This is a genomic window from Polaromonas sp. P4_F9, assembly GCF_056401235.1.
In genome coordinates, this window is sequence record NZ_JBFUJT010000052.1 from 1 (window position 1) to 22637 (window position 22637).

Sequence of the window (22637 nt, forward strand, 5' to 3'; positions counted from 1 at the left end):
GCAGTTGCGCCTGACGCAGCGGTTTGCCGCGCTGGACAAACGCGGAGTGCAGAGAAACAAGGTGTGCGTGGCGATTGCACGCGAACTCGCAGGCTTCGTATGGTCGATCGGCAACGAGGCCAGTAAAACCGTTACTCAATAAAAGGGGAGGACCGACTTGGAGATCGATGCGGTGATGCGATACGGGCAACGACTGGGCAACCCTCGTGGCTCCTATACAGGCTCCGCAAGGAAGATCCACGACACTAGAGCGAGGCAGGCCCACGACGAATCGATGAAGTGCTGGTAACCAATCCGCGGATATGAGTCTGATTCATCGTCGCCACAACGTTCGTGTCGCATCACCCGATTGATCTCCGATGCTTTGACCAACCAAAAAGAGAAAGATTCAATCACTTGACACGAGCGACCATATGAGGAGCCTGGCGAAAGTTAATCAGGTCGAATGCGGTACTAGGCCAAGGTATGATCAGCGCTACTGCCCCTTCGAGGGAACCGAGCGGAGAGCACTGCGTCGTGCCCTGGCTGATGTCAGCGTATCGGAAAAACCAGCGCTCAAAATCCCCCGCCGAAAGGCGTGCCGGTTCGATTCCGGCCCCGGGCACCAGCGGTTTCGCGCTATACATTCGATAGCTGCTTACGCCGGTTTTCTTCACCGTTTGCGCATAACGGCAAATCAACACCCAACTCCCGTCCTGCGTCGCCCCGACCGGCATGTTTTGCCACGCAAGGGCACAGCCATCAGCGCGGGCGACCGCCGCTCAATACACGGGCACGAAATTGACCCGTGAGCGCTTTCACCATACGGCCCTACCTGGGGCGGCGCATGTGGAACAACTGCTCAGGTCCGATGGAAAAATAATCCCCCGGCCCGCCGCCACGCAGGATGTGGCCGGCGGCCGCGGTGTCGTAAACACCGTCCTTGATCAGGGCTTGGGCGATATGCACGGCCACGACTTCGCCCAGAACCAGCCAGGTCGGCACCTTGTCGCCGCTGGCAGCCTGAAGCTGCACGATCTGCGTCACACGGCACTCGAACGAGACGGGGCTTTCGGCGACCCGCGGCACCTCAATCACGCGCGAAGCCAGCGGCGTCAACCCTGCCAGCCCGAATTCACTGACCTCGGGCGGCACCGGGGCGCAAGTCTGATTCATGGCTTCAGCCAGCGGCCGCGTGGCCAGGTTCCAGGCGAATTCGCCTGTCTGCTCGACGTTGCGCACCGTGTCCTTGTAGCCGATGCTGGCAAACCCCACGATGGGCGGGGTGTAGTTAAAGGCGTTGAAAAAGCTGTAGGGCGCCAGGTTGAGTGCACCCTCCGCATTGCGTGACGAAATCCAGCCGATCGGGCGCGGCCCGACGATGGCGTTGAAAGGGTCATGGGGCAGGCCGTGGCCGTGACGGGGTTCGTAGAAATGAATGGCGTTGGACATGGGCAATTCGCAATTTCGCTGTGAGTCTGGAGCCGACGATAACCTCAAACGCCCTATCGGCATGTCTCCCGTGCAGGGGTCGCAGTCACCCGGTTGCACCCGGCTGCCGGGCCGTTGCCAGGCAGGCCATAACCTGATGGTGCCTGGCGAGCTCAGGTGGTGTCCGCCGGACATTCGGACTAGTATGGAGCCTTCCCAAGGAGTCAATGATGTCCGGCATACCCGCAACGATTCTGGTGACAGGCGCGACCGGCGGCATCGGGCTCGCCGTCTGCCGCAGGCTGGCGAGGGCCGGCAACTCCCTCCTTCTTGCGGCACGCGATGCCGACAAACTTCAGTCACTGTGCACTGACCTGTCCAACGCCTCTCCCGGCAGCCACTCATGGATTTCCGTGGACATGACGCGTGATGCGTCGGTCGAGGAATTTGCCGGGGAGCTGGCTGCAAGGAAGATGACGCTGGACGGGGCGGTGCTGATGCCGCCACAGGACCCGCCCACCAACGATCCACTCCCCAGCAGTGACAAGTGGCGCGAGGTCCTTCAAAACAGTTTTGTGGGCCCGCTGTCGCTGCTCAAGGTGGCCATCGCCGCGATGAAGCCGGACCTGGCGACGGGCAGGCGCGCCAAGATCGTCATCATCTCCGGCATCTCATCGGTGCAGGTATTGGGCCACTATGCTTCCAGCAACGTGATTCGCTGCGCCTGGCTGGCTGAAGCCAAGACGCTGGCGTTCGCACTGGGCGACCAGGGAATCCATGTGAATACGCTGTCCCTGGGCGGCACGCTCACGCCCGGGTACAGGGCTTCTCTTGAAAAGCGCGCAGCCAACGCGGGGATGACGTTTGAACAGCGCCTGGCCGAAGAGACATCGAATGTGCCCCTGCACAAGTACGGCACGCCCGAAGAGGTGGCCGCTGCGGTTGAGGGCCTGCTGTCGCCGTTCTCCGATCACATGACGGGGCTCAATATCCTTCACGACGGCGGATTCACGAGAGCTTATTGAGCCTTTTAAAAGAAGGCGTTCCTTTTTTCCTCGCAGCGGAAGGGTCGCCCCGCAGCACGCTGCGCCTGCGACTCGCCTCAGGCCCGCAAACCCTCCTCCACTGTCGGGTAACGCAGCACCAGCTTCAATTCCTCCTTCATCCGCCGGTTGTCCAGCCGCCGCGACTCGCCCATAAAACTCAGCAGCATCAGCGGTAACTGTTCCTTGGCGGTGCTTCGCGGCAGGCGCGCAGGTCGCGGCAGCTGGTACAGGTCGGCCGCCAGGTCAAAGTAGTCGCCCATCTTCATCTGCGTGTCGTCGCTGGCGTTGGTCACCCGTTGCGGCTTGCCGCGCCACAGGGCCGCGACGCAGGCACGGGCCAGGTCGTCCGCGTGAATATGGTTGGTGTAGACGTCGTCCTGCGCGCGCAGCACGGGCGTTCCCTTGAGCAAGCGCCCGCGCGGGGTGCCGCCTTCACGGTCGGGGGCGTAAATGCCGGGAATCCGCAAAATGTGGCTGTGCGTTGCGGTCGCGCGCCCGAACAGGCGCACGTGGGCTTCCGCATGCACGCGGCGCAGGGCCCGGGGGGTGTTCGGATTGACGCCCCGCGTTTCGCTGACCCAGTCGCCCTGGCAATCACCGTAGACCCCGCTGGTTGAGCCATAGACCAGCGACTGTGGCCGGCCGCGTAAACGCAGCGTCCTGAGCAGGGCCAGGGTACGTGGATCGCTGCGCCAATCGGGGTTGTCGCCGGGCGGTGGCGCCAGGTGCACCACACGAGTCGCCAGGCCGGCCAGACGGCGCAAGGTGGCACTGTTGTCCAGGTTGCCCTGCAGCGGGGTGATGCGCTGCGCACGCAATGCGGGCACGCGTTCGGCCGATGAGGTCAGGGCCATCAGGCCAACGCGTACGGGGAGCTGGCGGGCGACCCGCAGGCCGATATCGCCGCAACCGACGATCAGGATGCGTTCGCGGCGGAAACGAAAAGGCAGGGCGCCGAGGGGATTCAGGTTTGAGGGCAAAATTGGGGGTTCGCTGGAAAATCAGCCAAGTCAAGTAACAGATACCGCAAGGATACCGAATATGAGTTTCAACGTGAGCGTTCAGCCCAGCGGCCGGACCTTTACCGCCAATGCCGATGAGGCCCTGCTGGCCGCGGCCATTCGGCAGGGAATTGGCCTGCCTTATGGTTGCAAGGACGGCGCGTGCGGCTCCTGCAAGTGCAAAAAACTGGAAGGCACCGTGACCCACGGCGCGCATCAGCTGAAGGCCCTGTCGCTCGAGGAAGCAGCCAATGGCTTTATCCTGACTTGCTGCGCCGTGGCGCACAGCGACGTGGTCATCGAGTCGCGCCAGGTGACCGACGAGAGCGCCTTCCCTGTCAAAAAAATGCCCACCCGCGTCAACAGCATGACCAAGGCGTCCCATGACGTGATGGTGATTCGGCTGCAACTGCCGGCGAGCGACGTATTCAAGTACCACGCCGGCCAATATGTGGAGTTTTTGCTGCGTGATGGCGCTCGCCGCGCCTACTCGGTGGGTAACGCACCGCATACCCAGGCCGACAACCCGGGCCTGGAACTGCACGTCCGGTACATGCCCGGCGGCAAATTCACCGAGCATGTCTTTGGCCCCATGAAGGAAAAGGAAATATTGCGCATCGAAGGCCCCTTCGGCAGTTTCTACCTACGCGAAGACAGCGACAAGCCCATGGTGCTGCTGGCCTCGGGCACCGGCTTTGCGCCCATCAAGGCCATCATTGAACACATGCAATTCAAGGGCATCACGCGCCCCGCCGTGCTGTACTGGGGCGGTCGCCGCCCTGTCGACCTGTACATGAATGACTGGGTGCTTGGCAAGGTGGCCGAAATGCCGAATCTCCGCTATGTGCCGGTGGTGTCCGACGCATTGGCCGAAGATGCCTGGACGGGCCGTACCGGCTTCGTTCACAAAGCCGTTCTGGAAGACTTCCCCGACCTCTCGGGTCACCAGGTCTACGCCTGCGGCGCACCGATTGTGGTGGACTCCGCACAGACCGATTACGCCACAGCCGGCTTGCCTGCCGATGAGTTTTATGCGGACTCGTTCGTCACGGAGAAGGAAAAAGCCGAGGCCGTGGTGTGAGGTGAAGATTCATGCATGGGAACCGGGATGGCATCGGGATGGGCTCCCACCACTCAATAGCCTGAATAGCCTCAACGGCCACCACAATGGCGGAAGTCCGGCCTCTGCAGAGCTGAGGTACCGGGGCATGCGTCGCCAGGTGACCCATGGGCGCATGTAGCCAAGACGGTACGGGTATGTTGTACGGGTATGCCTAGAGCACGCTGGCAGACATTCTTTGCAACAATACGGGGCATGAATATCCGACCTGCCCTGTTCTCGTTTACGAAAAGCCTTGCGAGCCTGTCCATCGCAGCACTGGCCCTGTCTTCATCGCTGGCGCTGGCTCAGCCCAAAGTCATGCGCATCATCGTGCCCTACGCACCTGGCGGCCCGATTGATGTCACAGCCCGCCTGATGGCCGAACGCGTCAAGGACTCCCTGGGACCGGTCATCATCGAGAACCGCCCCGGCGGCGGCGGCAACATCGGCGCAGACGCGATTGCCAAGGCCGCACCCGATGGCTTGACGGTGGGCATTGCGGCGGTAGCGACGCACGCCATCAACCCCTGGCTTTACAGCAGAATGCCCTACAACGCCGCGACCGACTTCGCGCCGATCACGCAGATGCTGCGTGTGCCGAACGTGCTGGTCATGAACGCCGACACGGCGAAACGACTGAACATCAACAGCCTGGCCGACCTGATTCAATACGCCAAAGCCAACCCGGCCAAACTCAACTACGCCAGCGGCGGCAACGGCAGCGCCGGCCACCTCGCGGGTGAAATGTTCAAGGCACAGGCCGGCATTTTTGCGGTGCACATTCCCTATAACGGCGGCAACCCGGCGCAGCTGGCGCTGCTGTCGGGCCAGGTCGATTTCAACTTTGACAACCTCGCCACCGCATCGGGCAACATCAAGGCCGGCAAGCTCAAGGCGCTGGCAGTGACGACCGCCAGGCGAAGCCCCGTACTGCCGGAAGTGCCGGCAGTGGCTGAAACCCTCAAGGGCTTTTCCATTGACACCTGGTGGGGCCTGGTGGCGCCCGCCGCCACGCCCAAGGACGTGGTCACCAAACTGAACCAGGCGTTTGTGGCCGCACTGAATTCCCCGGAAGCGAAAACCCGATTTGCCGCGTTGATGGCCGAGCCCGTGGCCAGTACGCCGGAGCAGTTTGGCGCATTCATGAAGGCGGAACTCGCGAAGTACGAGAAGGTGGTGAAGGCTTCCGGCGCGAAAGTGGACTGAGAAATTGGACGGATCAGGGCAGCGTGAAGCGCAGGGTGGCGCCTTCTCCCGGCTTTGACTCTCCCCATGCCCGGCCCTGGTGCCGGGCCACGATGCGCTGCACAATGCTCAGTCCGATACCCGAACCCTCGAATTCGTCAATGCGGTGCATGCGCTGGAACGGTGTGAACAGCTTGCCGGCATCTGCCATGTCGAAGCCGGCGCCGTTATCGCGCACGAAATAGCATGTAACGCCCTCGTGCTGCTCTGACCCGACTTCGATGCAGGGCTGCGCGGTCTGCATTGACCCGCAGGCCGGGCATCCGAAGTCCGAAAACCACAAGGACACGCCATGACGTGTCCTTGTTTGTCTTGGTATTTTCTTTGTGTATTCGGTATTGCTATCTGCTCCCCACCCGTGTGGCTGGGCCGAGCAACGCAGATGGAGGCGGGATCAGGGCCGCAGTTGATTGAGCGAAGTGCAACGTAGCGAGTTCTGCGGACCCCCGCCGGAGTCGAGCAGCGCAGGTTGCCCGTAGCGCAGCGAAGGGACCCAGACTGCGGGTCGCCTTTTCTTTTGCTCACTTTTCTTTTGGCGAAGCAAAAGAAAAGTGAGTAGCCGCCGGGCTACCCCCGGCCAGCAACCCTCAGCAGAGCCAACCAGCTATCAATTAAATAGCAAGCTGTATCCGTATTTATTGACTTATCGGCAAATACCGCGAAGATTATTCGCCCAGGTAGGCGGCCCGTACCCGCGGATCGCTGAGCAGCTGCTTGGCATCGCCGTTCATGGTGACGTTGCCCGACTCCATGACATAACCGCGGTTGGCAATGCCGAGTGCACGGCTGGCATTCTGCTCCACGAGCAGGATGGTCACGCCGCGCGCCGACACGTCGCGCACCACTTCGAAAATCTTGTCCACCATGATGGGCGACAGACCCATGGACGGCTCGTCGAGCAGCAGCACCTTGGGACGGCTCATCAGCGCCCGGCCCATGGCCAGCATCTGCTGCTCGCCGCCGGACAGGGTGCCGGCCAATTGGTCTTTACGCTCGCGCAGACGCGGGAACAGCGCAAACATCTTTTCGATGTCTTCGGCGATACCGGCGTTGTCGCTGCGGATGTAGGCGCCCATCTGCAGGTTTTCGGTGATGGTCATGCGGGCGAACACGCCGCGGCCCTCGGGCACCATGGCCAGGCCTTCTTTCACCAGGTCCCAGGCGCCCCTGCCCTTGATGCTTTTACCCAGGTACTGAATGTCACCATCGAGCATCGGCAAGGTGCCGGTGATGGCTTTCATGGTGGTGGTTTTGCCGGCGCCGTTGGAGCCGATCAGGGTGACCAGTTCGCCCTCATTGACTTCAAAGTCAACGCCCTTGACCGCCTGAATGCCGCCGTAAGCCACCTTGAGCCCGGTCACTTTAAGAAGTGTGTTTGCCATGTTCTTGCTTCCTTCAATGACCTGTGCCCAGATAGGCGGTGATCACTTTTTCATCTTTTTGCACATCTGCGGGCGCGCCTTCGGCAATCTGCTTGCCGTAATCGAGCACGGTCACCCGGTCGCACAGGCCCATGACCAGCTTCACGTCATGCTCGATCAGCAGGATGGTGCGGTTGTCCTTGCGGATCCGGTCGATCAGCTCGCGCAGCTGTACCTTCTCTGTCGCGTTCATGCCGGCGGCCGGCTCGTCGAGCGCGATCAGCTGCGGGTCGGTGGCCAGCGCCCGCGCGATCTCCAGGCGCCGCTGGTCGCCATAGCTCAGGGTTCGCGCCTTGAAGTTGGCGTATTTGCCAATGCCCACATAGTCCAGCAGTTCCTGGGAACGTTTGGCGATGGCAGCCTCTTCATGCTTGAAGCCCGGGGTGCGAAACACCGCGCCCAGCAAGCCGGATTTGGTCCGGATATGGCGCCCCACCATCACATTCTCCAGCGCCGTCATGTCAGCAAACAGGCGGATGTTCTGGAAGGTTCGGGCAATGCCGGCCTTGGCCACCTCGTGCACCGCTGTGGGTGTGTAGGGCTTTCCGGCCAGCTCGAACGAGCCGCTGTCGGGTGTGTACAGGCCGGTCAGCACATTGAAGAAGGTGGTCTTGCCGGCACCGTTGGGACCGATCAGGCCGTACACCTGGCCGCGCTTGATATGGATGCCGACGTCGCTCAGGGCCTGCAGGCCGCCAAAGCGCTTGGAAACACCGGCCACTTTAAGAATGGTATCGCTCATGTCCATTCTCCTTAGCTTTTAACGGATTCGACCAGCGGCTTGGCGTGCTCTGGCGAGGGCCAGAGACCGCGCGGACGCATCAGCATGACGACGATCATGGCCAGCGCAATCAGCAACTGGCGCAGGATGGCAGAGTCCAGCCGGCCATCGGTCATGGCCTGCAGCGGACCTGCCACATGGCGCAGCACCTCGGGCAAGGCGGCCAGCAGCAAGGCGCCCAGAATCACGCCGGGCAAATGGCCGATGCCGCCCAGCACCACCATGGCGACGATCATGACCGACTCCATCAGACTGAACGATTCGGGGGAGACAAAGCCCTGGAAGGCGGCAAACATCGAGCCCGACACACCGCCAAAGGTGGCGCCCATGCCGAAGGCCAGCAGTTTCATGTTGCGGGTGTTGATGCCCATGGCCTTGGCGGCAATTTCGTCCTCGCGAATCGCCATCCAGGCGCGGCCAATGCGCGAATTTTCCAGCCGGTGGCAAATGACGACCGAGACGAGCACCAGCGCGAGAAAGAGGTAGTAGTACATCGACACCGAGTTGACCGCGATGCCGAAAAATTCATGCGTCTTGCCCAGGTCGAAGCCAAAAAACTTCATCGAGTCGATCTGGTTGATGCCTTTGGGACCGTTGGTCAGGTTAATGGGGCGGTCCAGGTTGTTCAGGAACACCCGGATGATTTCACCAAAACCCAAGGTCACGATGGCCAGGTAGTCACCACGCAGCTTGAGTGTGGGCGCGCCCAGCAACACCCCGAAAAAACCTGCCAAGGCGGCAGCCGCCGGGATAGCGGCCCAGATGGGCAGGTGCAAGCCTTCGGGGAAGGCTGCGGCAATCGCAGGAAACGCCTCTGCCAGATGCGGCGAACCGAGCAGCGCAAACAGGTAGGCACCGAGCGCAAAGAAGGCCACATAGCCGAGATCCAGCAGGCCGGCAAAGCCGACCACAATGTTCAGGCCCAGGGCCAGCAGCACATAGAGCAGCGCCGTATCGACAATGCGCACCCAAGCGTTACCGCCCTGCTGCAACAGCAGGGGCAACACCAGCAGCGCGATGGCAACAATAAAAAAAGTGACCAGTTTGTTGGGTTTCATCAGAATTATCCTTAGCCAGCGCGGGATCAGGCTCTGTCGGCCACACGTTCACCCAGCAAGCCGGAAGGCCGCAGCGTGAGCACAAAAATCAGCACGATAAAAGCAAAAATGTCGGAGTACTGGCTGCCCAGCACGCCACCCGTCAGCGGGCCGATATAGCCGGCACCGATGGATTCAATCAGCCCCAGCAAAATACCGCCCAGCACGGCGCCGCCCAGGTTGCCAATGCCGCCAAACACGGCGGCCGTAAAGGCCTTGAGACCGGGCAAAAAGCCCATGGTGTGCTGCACCGTGCCGTAGTTGGAGGCGTACATCACGCCCGCCAGCGCCGCCAGGATGGCACCGATGATGAAGGTGGCGGAAATCACGGTATCGGGCCGCACGCCCATCAGCGCCGCCACACGCGGGTTCTCGGCGGTAGCGCGCATGGCTCGGCCCAGGCGGGTGTAATGCACCAGCCACATCAGCACCGAGAGGGAAACCGCCGTGGCACCCAGAATGAACAGCTGGGTCACGGTGATCACGGCGCCGCCCACCTGGAAGGGCTCGGTCGGCAAGAGGGTTGGGTAGGGTTTGTAGTTGGGCTTCCAGATCATCATGGCCAGCGTCTGCAGCAGCAGCGACATGCCGATGGCGGTGATCAGCGGGGCCAGCTTGGGCGAATTGCGCAGCGGCCGGTAGGCGATTTTTTCAATTGCGAAATTCAGCGCACCGCACACCACAAAGGCGATCAGCAGCGAAATCAACAAGATCAGCCAGCCCGGTGTGCCCGGCATGGCCTCCTGCATCCAGCGGATGATGGTCCAGCTGGTGAGCGCACCCACCATCAATACCTCACCATGCGCAAAGTTGATCAGGTTGATGATGCCGTAGACCATGGTGTAGCCCAGGGCAATCAGGGCATACATGCTACCCAGCACCAGACCATTGATGATCTGCTGAAGCAATACTTCCATAACTCACTCTCCCGTTTGATTGAACTTGCCAACTCTGCCTCTTGCCAACAATGGCCACGAACCAATGGGATCACCACGGGATCGCGCGAGCTAACAAAAAGCCCGCCTATCAAAACCAGGTAACTGGGTTGGGTGGCGAGCTAATCCGCAAATTGTAGCGACGGGTTATTAGCGAGAATCGGGCCAACAGGCCAGTTTTTGCGGGGTTTACCCTTGAGAAAGTTGGTTTGCATCGCCAAACCCGGCTTTATCAGCCGGTTTTGTTTTTTATTAGTTTTTCTGATTGTTCTTCAGTTTCAACTCATTCAACTTATCAGCAATCCTGATTTCCAGCCCGCGGTTGACGGGCCGGTACCAGTCGGGCGCGCGCAGCCCATCGGGGAAATAATTCTCACCAGCAGCAAAACCGTCTTCTTCATCATGGGCGTAGCGGTAGTCTTTCCCGTAATCGAGCTCTTTCATGAGCCTGGTCGGCGCGTTGCGCAAATGCAGCGGCACGGGACGGGTTCCATCCTTGCGGATAAAGGCCTTGGCTTCGTTGAATGCCTTGTAAACGGCATTGGACTTGGGCGCCACTGCCAGGTAAATCACGCACTGCGCCAAAGCGAGTTCGCCCTCGGGTGACCCCAGGCGTTCATAGACCTCGGCGGCATCCAGCGCCAGCCTGAGGGCGCGCGGGTCGGCCAGACCGATGTCTTCGCTGGCCATGCGGACCAGCCGGCGTGCCATGTAACGCGGTTCGGCACCACCATCGAGCATGCGCATGAACCAGTAGAGTGCAGCGTCAGGGTCGGAACCCCGCACGGATTTGTGCAGCGCCGAGATGGTGTCGTAAAACTGCTCGCCGCCCTTGTCATAACGGCGCAGGCGTTCGCCCAACACTTTCAGCAGCCAGGCACCTGTCACAGCGGTGATTTTCTCGCTGCGCGCCGCCACGCCAAGGGACTCCAGCGTATTGAGCAGCCGCCGCGCGTCGCCGTCGGCATAAGCCACCAGCCGCTCCACCGCATCATCCGCTATGCTTTCAATCGCTGGAAGTGCCCGTTCTTCAAGGACCTTGGCGACGATTTTCTTGAGGTCGGCCTCGACGAGGGGCTGCAGCACGTAAACCACCGCGCGCGACAGCAGGGCCGAATTCACCTCGAACGAGGGGTTTTCCGTGGTGGCGCCAATAAAGGTGAAAAGGCCGCTTTCCACATGCGGCAAAAAGGCGTCCTGCTGGCTCTTGTTGAAACGGTGCACCTCGTCGACAAAAACAATGGTGCGGCGGCCACCCTGACCCTGCCAGATGCTCGCCTGTTCCACCGCTTCGCGAATATCCTTGACACCGCCGAGCACGGCGGAGATGGTGATGAAATGCGCATCGAAACTGCTGGCCATCAGCCGGGCGAGCGTGGTTTTACCAACACCCGGCGGCCCCCACAGGATACAGCTGTGCGGCTGGCCGGATTCAAAGGCAATGCGCAGCGGCATGCCTTCGCCCAGCAGATGCTGCTGTCCAATGACTTCCCCCAGGCTCTTCGGACGGAGTCGTTCCGCCAACGGCGCCTGCACCTGTGTGTCTGCCTTGGGAGCCATCTTGTTAGTTAGTGCGTGATGCGCCTGGCCATCACGGCTACTGACGGATCACGTCGGCGCCTGCTGGCGGCTTGAACTGAAAGCTGGCCGGACTCAGCACGGGATTGATCTCGAATTGGCTGAAAGTCATGACCGACTTCTGACCGAAGCTGTCCAGGATTTCCAGTGCCGCGAGCTCGCTCCCCTTGTCCGTGGACCTGAATCCCACCTGGATGCTTTGAAGCTGGCCTTCGCGGGTCTTCGGCACGGCCTGCACCCACTGCAGCCCGCCTTTTTCGGGCAGCGGCGTCAAACTGAAATCCGCCTCCAGGCCTTTGAGGTCGGCCGCGGCAGCCACCACGGCGGCCGGCGTGCCGTTCAGCACCTGCGCCAGCTTGCGGGACGTGACCTGGTTCAGGTCCACGTCGTGCAGCCACAGCGTCTGGCCGTCGGCGACGATGCTTTGCTCAAATGGCTTTTTGTAGATGAACTTGAAGCGGTTGGGCCGCAGGAACTCAAAGCTGCCACTGGAGGTCTTGGTCTTGGCTGTTTGCCCGTCCTTGGCCGGACTGGTCACCACCTGGGTGAAGCTGGCGCGCCCGCTCTTCGTGGCCTTGATGAAATTTTCCAGGCTATCAAGGCCGGCGGAGCTTGTGGTTTGAGCGCCTGCAGCCGTGGAAACCACGGCGAACAGGGTGATCAGGACTGCCGAAGCAACCCGAACCGCGCCCGGCCAGAGCCTGCCCGGACGGGTGTCAATGAAAGTGTGGTTCATCATGATGTGCGATTCGGGATTATCGGGTGCGGTGGAAGATACGAGTCAAGCAGGTGCGGCAGGTGAGGTGCTGCAGGTGAAGGGGTTTGTGGAGAAAGGATTTGAGAGTTCAAGGTTTTTGGGCATTGCCGCGGTATTGCCGTAGGACTCCGGCTGAACCCATAGGTTGCCTCAAGAATGTATCGGCCAGGTAAATCCCGGCCTGCCGTCATTCAGCCCGGGCCGGCACCAGAATTTCGCGCTGGCCGCTGCCCGACATGGCGCTGACCAGTCCGGAATTTTCCATTTCCTCGAGCATGCGCGCCGCGCGGTTGTAGCCGATTTTCAGGTGGCGCTGCACCAGGGAGATGGAGGCCTTGCGGTTTTTCAGCACGATTTCCACCGCCTGGTCATACATCGGGTCCTTGTCGCCGCCAGCTTCTCCGCCCTCGCCCAGCAAGTCGCCACCGTCGCCATCAACCGTACCGCCTTCGAGGACGCCATCAATGTAGTTGGGCTCGCCCTGCTGCTTGAGGTAGGCCACCACACGGTGCACTTCGTCGTCGCTGACAAACGCGCCGTGCACACGAATCGGGAAACCCGTACCGCTGGGCATGTAGAGCATGTCACCCATACCCAGCAGGGCTTCGGCGCCCATCTGGTCAAGAATGGTGCGGCTGTCGATCTTGCTGCTCACCTGGAAGGACAGCCGGGTGGGAATGTTGGCCTTGATCAGGCCGGTGATCACGTCCACACTGGGGCGTTGCGTGGCCAGCACCAGGTGGATGCCGGCAGCGCGGGCTTTCTGGGCCAGGCGGGCAATCAATTCCTCGATCTTCTTGCCCACCACCATCATCAGGTCGGCCAGCTCGTCAATCACCACGACGATGTAAGGCAGGCGCTCCAGCGGCTCGGGCTGCTCGGGCGTGAGGCTGAAAGGGTTGTAGATGAATTCGCCGCGCCCCTTGGCTTCGTCGATCTTGCCGTTGTAGCCGGCCAGGTTGCGTACGCCCAGCTTGCTCATCAGCTTGTAGCGCTTTTCCATTTCGGCCACGCACCAGTTCAGGCCGTGCGCTGCCTGGCGCATGTCGGTCACCACCGGGGCCAGCAAGTGTGGAATGCCCTCGTAGACACTCATCTCCAGCATCTTCGGGTCGATCAGCAACAGGCGTACATCACGCGCGTCGGCCTTGTAGAGCAGGCTCAGGATCATCGCGTTGATGCCCACCGACTTGCCCGAACCGGTGGTACCGGCGACCAGGCAATGCGGCATCTTCGCCAGGTCGGCCACCACGGCATTGCCGCCGATGTCCTTGCCCAGTCCAATCGTGAGCATGGACTTCGCTTCGTTATAGACCTGGGAGCCCAGAATCTCGCTGAGCTTGATCGACTGGCGCTTGGCATTGGGCAACTCGAGCGCCATGTAGTTTTTGCCCGGAATGGTCTCGATCACGCGGATGGATATGAGGCTCAGGGCGCGCGCCAGGTCCTTGGCCAGGTTGACGACCTGCGAGCCCTTCACGCCGGTTGCCGGCTCGATTTCATAGCGGGTAATGACCGGGCCGGGCGCCGCGGCCACCACGCGCACCTCCACGCCGAAGTCCTTGAGCTTTTTCTCGATCAGGCGCGAGGTCATTTCCAGGGTTTCGGGGGCCACGGTCTCCTGCCGCGTCAGCGCGCCGTCGAGCAGGTCGACCTGCGGCAGTTTGGAGTCGGGCATCTCGCTGAACAGCGGTTTTTGCCGCTCCTTGGCAACGCGCTCGCTCTTCGGAATATCGGGCCGTGTCGGCTCGATCAGCACGGGCACCGGATGGTGCTCCTCGATTTCGATGCGCTCATCGATCAGCGTTTCTTCACGTTCGCGCGCCGCCAGTTTGCCGAAGGCCAGATCCTGCGCGATCTCGCGTTTTTCGCGGCGCGAATCGATCAGGTTGTCAATCCACGCGCCAATCCGCAAGGCCACATGCGCCCATGAGAAGCCAAATACGACAGACACCGCAATGACACCCAGTGCGATAAAGACGAGGCCAGAGCCGGCAAAGCCCAGCCATTTGACGCCCAGCGTGCCAACCAGGTAACCGAGCACGCCGCCCGCATGCCCAGGCAAGCGGAATTCAAAACGGTACAGCCGCGACCACTCCAGCGCGGCGCTGACCATCAACAGCAGCAGCAGGCCCAACCAGAACCGGATGCGGTCCGCCTGCTGGGAGGCGGCGGATGCCAGAGGCTCCCCACGCAACCAGCGCGCCAGTGAAGACAGCCAGACGCGGACACCCGCGGCCAGCGTCCACCAGACGGAGAACCCGAGCAGAAAATAACTCGCATCGGCCAGCCACGCACCCAGACGCCCACCCCAGTTTCGGGCGGCCGCAGACGCGCCGCTGGCAGCATCTGCCGTGCCCGAGGTCGACCAGGCGGCATCCTGCGGTGAATAGCTCAGCAGCGCAGCCAGCCAGAAAATCAGGCCCAGCAAGCCCAGAATCAGGCTGACTTCATGGGCGAAACGTTTGATGCCGCCGGGCACGCCGGCGGCAGGGGATGTTCTGGAGTTCAGGGTATCAAGTGAGTATGTCATGGACCGGCTCAGAGCTTACCGCAGTTGGCAAGCACTTCGATGGAGAGCGGACGCGCAACGAAGACAGCGAGGTGCCGTCAACCCAGCGAATGAAGGCGGTCCCTCACCAGGAGCGAGCTGTCAGCGCGGGTTTCAATGAATCCGCGCTCTTCCAGGTCCTTCATCACCCGGCTGACCATCTCGCGCGAGGCGCCGACCATCTTGGCCAGATCCTGGCGCGAGACCTTGTCGCGAATCACGGCATTGCCTTCGGCGTCCTTGGTGGCAAACTCCAGCAGCGCCCGGGCCACACGGCCGTAGACGTCCATCAGGGCCAGGGATTCAATTTTTCGGTCCGCATGGCGCAGGCGCTGCACCAGCCCCCGGAGCACCGCATAGGTCATGGAACTGTTCTCGGGAAGGCAACGCGCAAACTCCTGCTGACCGAGTATCAAGGCATCGGTCTGGATCTCTGCACGCACCGTGGCGGAATGGGGCTCGTTGTCAATCAGGCTCATCTCGCCCACATAGTCACCGGGGTGCATGGTGGCCAGAATGACCTCGCGGCCACGGGTGTCGGTGGTGATGACACGCGCACGGCCCGTGAGGATGATGGACAGGGCATTTGATTTTTTTCCCTGCTCCACAATGGCTTCGCCACGCTTGAAACGGCGCTTCACCACCCCGTCGGCCACGGACTCGGCCTGATTGGCTGTCAGCATCGAAAAAAGAGGTACCCGGCGAATCAATTCCAGGTTTGACACCATCGTCGTCATATCAACTCTCTCCCAACCTTGCGGCGACGGCGAATCGCGCGAGTTCTTACAATGGCCTTAACGTGCAAAAAAACAAATACAGCCAAGGTTTTACCTGCTGCTGCATTTGCTCCGCACGACTCTACCTGAGTTCTAACACTTTCCCAATCGCTTTTTCACCATGAAACATTCCAAAGTCCTTATCCTCGGCTCAGGCCCTGCGGGTTATACCGCTGCGGTGTATGCAGCGCGCGCCAACCTCGACCCGGTACTGATCACCGGTATTGCGCAGGGGGGGCAGCTGATGACCACCACCGACGTGGACAACTGGCCGGCCGATGCGCAGGGCGTGCAGGGGCCGGATCTCATGCAGCGCTTTCTTGAGCATGCCGAGCGCTTCAAGACCGAGATAATATTCGACCACATCAACCAGGTCGATTTCAGCAAGCGCCCTTTCACGCTGACGGGCGACAGCGGCACCTACACCTGCGACACACTGATCATTGCCACCGGTGCGTCGGCCAAATACCTTGGGCTTGAATCCGAAACGGCATTCATGGGCCGCGGCGTTTCCGGCTGCGCCACCTGCGACGGCTTCTTCTACCGCAACCAGGATGTCTGCGTGGTGGGCGGCGGCAATACGGCCGTGGAAGAGGCGTTGTACCTGTCCAACATTGCCAGCAAGGTCACGCTGGTGCATCGCCGCGACAAATTCAAGGCCGAGGCCATCCTGATCGACAAACTGCATGAGAAAGTAGCCGCCGGCAAGATTGACCTCCGGCTACACCATACCCTGGACAAGGTGCTCGGAGACGCCTCGGGCGTGACCGGCGTGCGGCTCAGAAGCACGCAGCATGACGCGACGCAAGACCTGGAGCTCAAGGGTTGTTTCATCGCCATCGGCCATCAGCCCAACACTGAGATTTTTGCCGGCCAGCTGGAAATGAAAGACGGCTACATCATCACCAAAACCGGTTTGCAGGGTTTTGCCACCATGACCAGCGTGCCGGGTGTGTTCGCCGCCGGAGACGTGCAGGACCATGTTTACCGCCAGGCCATCACCAGTGCGGGCACCGGCTGCATGGCGGCGCTGGATGCCCAGCGCTTCCTGGAACAAAGCAGCTGATTCAGAGCCGCAGAACTGCGGTTCAGCCATACGGTCGACCACACGTTCGACCACCTTGTTGCCTGTTTTTGCCATCCACACGGCAACGGTGAAGGGTCGGTTTTGTGGAAAGCCGGTTTTCAGGCTATAATTTAAGGCTTAGCTGCGCATCCGCAGGGCATCCCCCTTCGAGGCCAGCATCCGATTTCTAATTTTTTACGGAGAGTGCTCATGGCACGCGTCTGTCAGGTAACGGGCAAAGGCCCGATGGTGGGAAACAATGTTTCTCACGCCAACAACAAAACCAAGCGCCGGTTTATGCCTAACCTGCAATACCGTCGCTTCTGGGTCGAGAGCGAAAACCGCTGGGTGCGCCTGCGCATCACCAGCGCTGGTCTGCGCTTGATTGATAAAAAAGGCATCGATGCCATCCTCGTGGACCTTCGTGCCCGCGGTGAAGTCTAAGGAGAAACACCATGGCTAAAGGCGCACGCGAAAAAATCAAGCTGGAATCCACTGCCGGCACCGGTCATTTCTATACGACGACCAAAAACAAGAAAACCACGCCCGACAAAATGCTGATCATGAAATTTGATCCCAAGGCACGCAAGCACGTGGAATACAAGGAAATCAAACTGAAGTAATTCAGGCTTGACCTCCTGCAGCGCCCCATGCGCTGCCAAAAAACCCGCTGCACCACAGCGGGTTTTTTTATGCCCCACCGCGATTCCAATCCCCTGTTCGCTCTCCCGGCCACGCCCATCATGCCGCCAGTCAGGGAGGCCCAGAGGTCAGTGATCGCACTTTGAGTGCCCCACACCCTCACCCCCGCCCCAAGAACTGACGATCAAGGGCAGTCACAGCTGGCATTGGGCTTCACTGGACTCATTACCCTCTCGTGGCGCCAGGGGCGACGGAATCCAAAGGGAAAGAGACGGCCATGAAAAAGCCGCCTGAGCAAAACATCGCTGAGGCGGCTTGGAGTGACAGAACGGGGTCAGCCCGTTTCGTCTTAAGGATCAGATCAGGTACGAGCGGCCCGGAGTTTCATTGAAAACTCGCGAAGCGCGGCAATACCGCTCTCCTCGGCACGGTGGCACCAGGCCTGCAGGTCAGTAGCCAGTTGCTCACGCGAGGCGGAAGTGCTCAGCCACATCTGGCGCAGCTCTTCACGCATGGTGACCATCTTGTCCAGCACAGGATGCTCGGCGCGGACCTGGGCAAGCTGCGGCTTGGCCGCTGCAGGCACCTTGTCATCATCACGGTGCAGCCAGCGATTGGCCGCGCGCAGTACCGACACGTCCGCCTTCCGGGCTTTCAGGACTTCAATTTCGGCCTTGCCTGCACGGCGCAATTCGCGCGCAAATCCGGCCATCACTTCGTAGCGATGGGCAATCAGGGCTTCGAGTGTTTTCTCGTCTGCGACAGGCTGGATCGCGCCCAGCTGAAGCTTGGGCGGCACTTTCTTCACGGAAGCCAGGCCGACCTTTTCCAGGGCGCGGATATACACCCAGCCGATGTCGAACTCGTAGGGCTTGACCGAGAACTTGGCCGACGTGGGATAGGTGTGGTGGTTGTTGTGCAACTCTTCGCCACCAATCATGATGCCCCAGGGCGAAATGTTGGTGCTGGCGTCAGGCGCCTCAAAATTGCGGTAACCCCAGTAGTGGCCAATGCCGTTGATGATGCCGGCCGCCGTCACGGGAATCCAGGCCATCTGGACCGCCCACACGGCAAGACCGGCGGCGCCAAACAGCGCCAGGTTCAGGATCATCATCAGGCCGACACCCTGCCAGCTGTAGCGCGTGTAGACGTTGCGCTCCAGCCAGTCATTGGGCGTGCCATGACCAAACTTGGTCAGGGTTTCCTTGTTTTTGGTTTCTGCGCGGTAGAGCTCGGCACCCTTCCAGAACACGGTCTCGATGCCGTGCGCCTGGGGGCTGTGCGGATCTTCCATCGTTTCGCATTTGGCGTGGTGCTTGCGGTGCACGGACACCCACTCCTTGGTGACCTGGCCCGTACCCAGCCAGAGCCAGAAGCGGAAGAAGTGCGCCGGAAGGGCGTGCAAATCCATGGCGCGGTGCGCCTGATGGCGGTGCAGATAAATCGTCACGCTGGCAATCGTGATGTGCGTTGTCACCAGGGTGTACAACACAATTTGCCACCAGCTGGCAGCTACCAGTCCATGAGCCAGCCAGTCGATGGCGGCATCAAAAAAGATCATAAAAGTCCTTTAAACAATCTGCACCAGCCGCTCACCATCTCTGGCTTGTCTCCAGTGGCTGCACCAGACAACCTGTTATTGTAATGGGAGAGCCTCAAAACACCAAGTCCTCTGTAAGGACCCAAAAATCGCCAGAAGTTCCCAAAATCCGGGATAAATCTGTAACTTTGGTCTATTACCCCGCAATTTCCGCCAAAAATATCACAACTTTTGCCATACGGCGGCGAAAAAGCCATCCGTTTGATGCAGGTAGGGCCAGAGCCGGAGATGGGGGCCCCGGCACAGTTTTTCGGCCCCTTCTACCCCCTGATGGGTCAACAAGGGGCCAGCTTCAAGGACGTTGAACTCTTTATTGGCGGCGCTAAAGGCCTCAGCAATCGCCTCATTTTCCTCGCGCAAAATGCTGCAGGTGGCATAAACCAGGCGTCCGCCAGGCTTGAGAAGACGTGCGGCGCTCTGCAAAATCGCGGTTTGCTTGGCCGTCAACTCCTCAATCGCCTTGGGGTTCTGCCGCCATTTGAGGTCGGGATTGCGCCGCAGGGTGCCCAGACCCGAGCACGGCGCATCCACCAGCACCCGGTCTATCTTGCCGGCCAGGCGTTTGATGCGGTCATCGCGTTCATGGGCGATGGCCACGGGATGGACGTTGGACAGGCCGCTGCGTGCCAGCCGCGGCTTGAGTGCATCCAGCCGGTGCCCCGAGGTGTCAAAGGCATAGAGGCGCCCGGTGTTGCGCATCGAGGCCCCGATGGCCAGCGTCTTGCCACCCGCACCGGCACAAAAATCAACCACCATTTCGCCGCGTTTCGCATCAAGCAACAGGGCCAGCAGCTGCGAGCCTTCATCCTGCACTTCAATCGCCCCCCGCGTGAAGGCATCCAGCTTGCCCAGCTGCGGCTTGTCCACCAGACGCAAGCCCCATGGGGAGTACGGCGTCGCTACTGTTTTAATAGCATGCTTGCCAAGTTCCTTCTGAACTTCAGCCCTTTTTTCTTTCAGCGTATTGACCCGCAGATCCAGACCCGCCGGCGCATTGAGGCTTTCGACCAGCGGCCAGAAGTCGTCACCCAGCTGGGCCTTGAGCGGCTCTACCAGCCACTGCGGCAGGTTGTGGCGGTGCAGCTCCATCAGGTCTGACGGCTTTACCTGATCACAGCGCCCCAGCCAGTCTTTCTCCTGGTCGGTCAGCGCACTGAGGAGAAAGTCCCGGTCCGCGGCAAAACCCAGAATGGCCAGGCGCCGCTCCGGCGGGCCGCTGCCGTGCTGGGCCAGATAGGTGTAAAGGTTTTTCTTGCGCAGCACGCCGTAAATCGTCTCCGCCACGGTAGCGCGCTCGCGTGGGCCGAGGCGCATCTCGCGAAAATAGCGCGACACCACCATGTCGGCGGGGTGTTCAAATTTGAGAACCTGCTTGAGAAGCTCGGAACAACTATCGAGTAAGGCTTTAGGATGCATAGCCCTCCATTGTCCCACTGCACCCTGCAAATCTGCCCAACGGGCTTTTTGAACCTTTTGAACCATGTCCGACCACTTGCCGCCGCTCATTGAAACACCGCCCGGCCTCTACCGGCACTACAAGGGCATGCTCTATGAAGTGGTGGGTACCGTGCGCCACAGCGAGAGCCTGGAGCCCATGACCCTGTACCGTGCGCTCTATGGTGAAAAAGGCCTGTGGGTACGCCCGGCGGCCATGTTCAACGAGGACGTGGTGATCGACGGCATTCGGCAGCCGCGCTTCGCGCGGCAACCCGCCTGAGGCAGCAATCACCGCCGTCGCCGATAATCGTGGGTTATGTCTGAATCCACCGAAATCGCAAAGCAGGTCAAGCGCCGCCGCACGTTTGCCATCATTTCCCATCCTGACGCCGGCAAGACCACGCTGACCGAAAAGCTGTTGCTGTTCTCCGGTGCGATCCAGATCGCCGGCAGCGTCAAGGCCCGCAAGGCCGCGCGCCATGCCACCTCGGACTGGATGGAGATTGAAAAGCAGCGCGGTATCTCGGTGGCCAGCTCGGTCATGCAGATGGAATACCGCGACTGCGTGATCAACCTGCTGGACACCCCCGGCCACCAGGATTTTTCGGAAGACACTTACCGCGTGTTGACGGCTGTGGATGCCGCGCTGATGGTGATTGACGCGGCCAATGGCGTGGAGCCGCAGACGCGCCGCCTGCTGCAGGTCTGCCGCGCCCGCAACACGCCCATCCTCACTTTCGTGAACAAGATGGACCGCGAGGTGCAGGACCCGATGAGCGTGATGGACGAGATCGAGCGCGAGCTCGGCATGGCGGTCGTGCCTTTCACCTGGCCAGTGGGCATGGGCAAGCTCTTTCATGGCGTGTATGACCGGCGTGAAGACCGCATGCGCGTCTTCAGCCCGGGTGAAGAAAAAGCGGGCGGCGACGATGAAATCCTGGCCGGCCTGGACAACGCCGAAGCCGCGAAACGCTTTGGCGCCGAATACAAGCAGGCACAGGACGAAATTGAGCTGGTCGCCGGCGCCTCGCACGAATTTGACCGCGCCCAGTTCCTCAGCGGCAAACAGACGCCCATGTTCTTCGGCTCGGCCATCAACAACTTTGGCGTGCAGGAGGTGCTGGACGCGCTGGTGGATCTGGCCCCCGCCCCCGCAGAGCGCGAAGCCATCCAGCGCGTGGTGCAGCCTGACGAAAAGAAATTCTCCGGCGTGGTGTTCAAGATCCAGGCCAACATGGACCCGGCCCACCGCGACCGCATTGCGTTTTTGCGCGTGGCCAGCGGCGAGTTCACGCGCGGCATGCGCCTGAAGGTGGTGCGCAGCGGCAAGGAGCTGCGGCCCAACACGGTGGTGAGCTTCATGAGCCAGCGCAGGGAATTGCTCGATACTGCTTTCGCAGGTGACATCATCGGTATTCCCAACCACGGCGTGCTGCAGTTGGGCGACACGCTCACCGAAGGCGAAGCGCTGCAATTCACCGGCCTGCCCTTCTTCGCGCCCGAGATGTTCCGTTCCGTCGAAGTGGCCGACCCGCTGCGCAGCAAGCAGCTGCGTGCCGGCCTCACGCAGCTGGGTGAAGAAGGTGCGATCCAGGTGTTCCGGCCCATTGCCGGCTCCGTGCTGTTGCTGGGCGCCGTCGGCCAGCTGCAGTTTGAAGTGGTGGCACACCGCCTGGAGCACGAGTATGGCGTCAAGGCCCGCATCATGGGCAGCAACTTCAACCTGGCCCGCTGGGTCACCAGCGACGACGCCAACGAGTTGAAAAAATTCATGGATGCCAACGCGCACCGCGTCGCGCTCGATGCCGTGGATGCCCCCACCCTGCTGGTGGACCATAGCGCAACCTTGCGTGCGGTCGAGCAGCAGTGGCCCAAGATCCGGTTCCATGCGCTGCGCGAGCATGCGGGACTGGTGTTCCAGTCAAAGATGTAAATCGTTCACTGGCCTCACTAGTGGACTGTAACGTTTAAAACGGAAGTATCATTGTAGCCATGGAGGTTGCGATGAAACTGACCAAAAGCGAACGCATGGAACTTCAACAGCAAGCTGCAGCGAGGAACGCCCGAGCCGATTCGGCGCGCCATGCCCGGTTGATTCTGCTGCTGGCCGATGGGCTCACCTGGGCGGAGATTCGCGCCAAGCTGGACTGCAGCGACAGCTACATTGACCGGTGGAGCAAGCGCTTTGAGAG

The 22637-nt window shown here is 60.9% G+C and carries 22 protein-coding genes and 1 pseudogene; 10 read left to right on the top strand and 13 right to left on the bottom strand.

Translation table 11 applies throughout. The features are described from left to right. Positions 1-142 (top strand): annotated as a pseudogene (locus tag AC1DUB_RS26985) (IS110 family transposase); the annotation flags it as partial. A gap of 668 nt (positions 143-810) precedes the next feature. On the opposite strand, the gene AC1DUB_RS26990 reads toward AC1DUB_RS26985, so the two are convergent. Then, entirely contained in the window at positions 811-1431 is a 621-nt protein-coding gene (locus AC1DUB_RS26990; RefSeq protein WP_477732180.1) for a flavin reductase family protein, read from the bottom strand. 209 nt (positions 1432-1640) lie between these two features. Between AC1DUB_RS26990 and AC1DUB_RS26995 the strand changes: the two genes are divergently transcribed. Beyond that, the gene (locus tag AC1DUB_RS26995) at positions 1641-2435 is read left to right on the top strand and encodes an SDR family oxidoreductase (RefSeq protein ID WP_477732181.1); all 795 of its coding nucleotides are present in this window, start codon (positions 1641-1643) and stop codon (positions 2433-2435) included. A 77-nt stretch (positions 2436-2512) separates the two neighbouring features. Here AC1DUB_RS26995 and AC1DUB_RS27000 read toward each other — a convergent pair whose 3' ends face one another. Next, a complete protein-coding gene (locus AC1DUB_RS27000) occupies positions 2513-3436 on the bottom strand; it encodes an SDR family oxidoreductase (protein WP_477732182.1) in 924 nt (307 codons plus the stop codon). A 61-nt stretch (positions 3437-3497) separates the two neighbouring features. On the opposite strand from AC1DUB_RS27000, the gene AC1DUB_RS27005 reads away from it, so the two are divergent. Next, a complete protein-coding gene (locus AC1DUB_RS27005) occupies positions 3498-4538 on the top strand; it encodes a CDP-6-deoxy-delta-3,4-glucoseen reductase (protein WP_477732183.1) in 1041 nt (346 codons plus the stop codon). A 234-nt stretch (positions 4539-4772) separates the two neighbouring features. Then, positions 4773-5765 carry a Bug family tripartite tricarboxylate transporter substrate binding protein gene (locus tag AC1DUB_RS27010; RefSeq protein ID WP_477732184.1) on the top strand — a complete coding sequence of 331 codons (993 nt, stop codon included), beginning with the start codon at positions 4773-4775 and terminating at the stop codon, positions 5763-5765. 13 nt (positions 5766-5778) lie between these two features. On the opposite strand, the gene AC1DUB_RS27015 is transcribed toward AC1DUB_RS27010, so the two are convergent. The 9 genes from AC1DUB_RS27015 to AC1DUB_RS27055 form a co-directional block, all read right to left on the bottom strand. Further along, entirely contained in the window at positions 5779-6048 is a 270-nt protein-coding gene (locus AC1DUB_RS27015) for a sensor histidine kinase (protein WP_477732185.1), read from the bottom strand. A gap of 421 nt (positions 6049-6469) precedes the next feature. Further along, a complete protein-coding gene (locus AC1DUB_RS27020; RefSeq protein ID WP_477732186.1) occupies positions 6470-7186 on the bottom strand; it encodes an ABC transporter ATP-binding protein in 717 nt (238 codons plus the stop codon). A 13-nt stretch (positions 7187-7199) separates the two neighbouring features. Then, positions 7200-7967: an ABC transporter ATP-binding protein gene (locus AC1DUB_RS27025; RefSeq protein WP_305640435.1), complete on the bottom strand. Its 768-nt coding sequence runs from the start codon at positions 7965-7967 to the stop codon at positions 7200-7202. 11 nt (positions 7968-7978) lie between these two features. After that, positions 7979-9064: an ABC transporter permease subunit gene (locus AC1DUB_RS27030; RefSeq protein WP_477732187.1), complete on the bottom strand. Its 1086-nt coding sequence runs from the start codon at positions 9062-9064 to the stop codon at positions 7979-7981. 26 nt (positions 9065-9090) lie between these two features. Then, entirely contained in the window at positions 9091-10020 is a 930-nt protein-coding gene (locus AC1DUB_RS27035; RefSeq protein ID WP_477720466.1) for a branched-chain amino acid ABC transporter permease, read from the bottom strand. Between the two features lie 270 nt (positions 10021-10290). Further along, positions 10291-11598 (bottom strand): replication-associated recombination protein A, encoded by a 1308-nt coding sequence (locus tag AC1DUB_RS27040; RefSeq protein ID WP_477732188.1) that lies wholly within the window; start codon positions 11596-11598, stop codon positions 10291-10293. 37 nt (positions 11599-11635) lie between these two features. After that, positions 11636-12352 carry an outer membrane lipoprotein periplasmic chaperone LolA gene (lolA, locus tag AC1DUB_RS27045; protein WP_477732193.1) on the bottom strand — a complete coding sequence of 239 codons (717 nt, stop codon included), beginning with the start codon at positions 12350-12352 and terminating at the stop codon, positions 11636-11638. A 208-nt stretch (positions 12353-12560) separates the two neighbouring features. After that, positions 12561-14906, bottom strand: coding sequence for a DNA translocase FtsK (locus AC1DUB_RS27050; RefSeq protein ID WP_477732189.1), 2346 nt, complete (start codon positions 14904-14906; stop codon positions 12561-12563). 77 nt (positions 14907-14983) lie between these two features. Next, a complete protein-coding gene (locus AC1DUB_RS27055) occupies positions 14984-15661 on the bottom strand; it encodes a Crp/Fnr family transcriptional regulator (RefSeq protein ID WP_477720469.1) in 678 nt (225 codons plus the stop codon). Positions 15662-15821: 160 nt separating this feature from the next. Between AC1DUB_RS27055 and trxB the strand changes: the two genes are divergently transcribed. The 3 genes from trxB (at position 15822) to rpmG (ending at position 17389) form a co-directional block, all read left to right on the top strand. Continuing rightward, complete coding sequence (gene trxB, locus AC1DUB_RS27060) at positions 15822-16766, top strand: thioredoxin-disulfide reductase (RefSeq protein WP_477720470.1); 945 nt, start codon at positions 15822-15824, stop codon at positions 16764-16766. A 210-nt stretch (positions 16767-16976) separates the two neighbouring features. Further along, on the top strand, positions 16977-17210 hold the full coding sequence (gene rpmB, locus AC1DUB_RS27065) for a 50S ribosomal protein L28 (RefSeq protein WP_477720471.1): 234 nt from the start codon (positions 16977-16979) through the stop codon (positions 17208-17210). A gap of 11 nt (positions 17211-17221) precedes the next feature. Continuing rightward, positions 17222-17389: a 50S ribosomal protein L33 gene (rpmG, locus tag AC1DUB_RS27070; RefSeq protein WP_007863188.1), complete on the top strand. Its 168-nt coding sequence runs from the start codon at positions 17222-17224 to the stop codon at positions 17387-17389. Between the two features lie 380 nt (positions 17390-17769). Here the strand turns inward: rpmG and AC1DUB_RS27075 are convergent, their stop codons facing one another. Further along, positions 17770-18969: a DesA family fatty acid desaturase gene (locus AC1DUB_RS27075; protein WP_477732190.1), complete on the bottom strand. Its 1200-nt coding sequence runs from the start codon at positions 18967-18969 to the stop codon at positions 17770-17772. Between the two features lie 201 nt (positions 18970-19170). Next, a complete protein-coding gene (locus tag AC1DUB_RS27080) occupies positions 19171-20424 on the bottom strand; it encodes an RsmB/NOP family class I SAM-dependent RNA methyltransferase (protein ID WP_477732191.1) in 1254 nt (417 codons plus the stop codon). A 64-nt stretch (positions 20425-20488) separates the two neighbouring features. Between AC1DUB_RS27080 and AC1DUB_RS27085 the strand changes: the two genes are divergently transcribed. From AC1DUB_RS27085 to AC1DUB_RS27095, 3 genes are all read left to right on the top strand, one after another. Continuing rightward, positions 20489-20725, top strand: a complete 237-nt coding sequence (locus tag AC1DUB_RS27085) for a DUF1653 domain-containing protein (protein WP_477732192.1) — start codon at positions 20489-20491, stop codon at positions 20723-20725. Between the two features lie 36 nt (positions 20726-20761). Beyond that, positions 20762-22378 (top strand): peptide chain release factor 3, encoded by a 1617-nt coding sequence (locus tag AC1DUB_RS27090; RefSeq protein ID WP_477720475.1) that lies wholly within the window; start codon positions 20762-20764, stop codon positions 22376-22378. A gap of 71 nt (positions 22379-22449) precedes the next feature. After that, on the top strand, positions 22450-22637 hold a 188-nt coding region (locus tag AC1DUB_RS27095), incomplete at its 3' end, for a helix-turn-helix domain-containing protein (protein WP_477730680.1).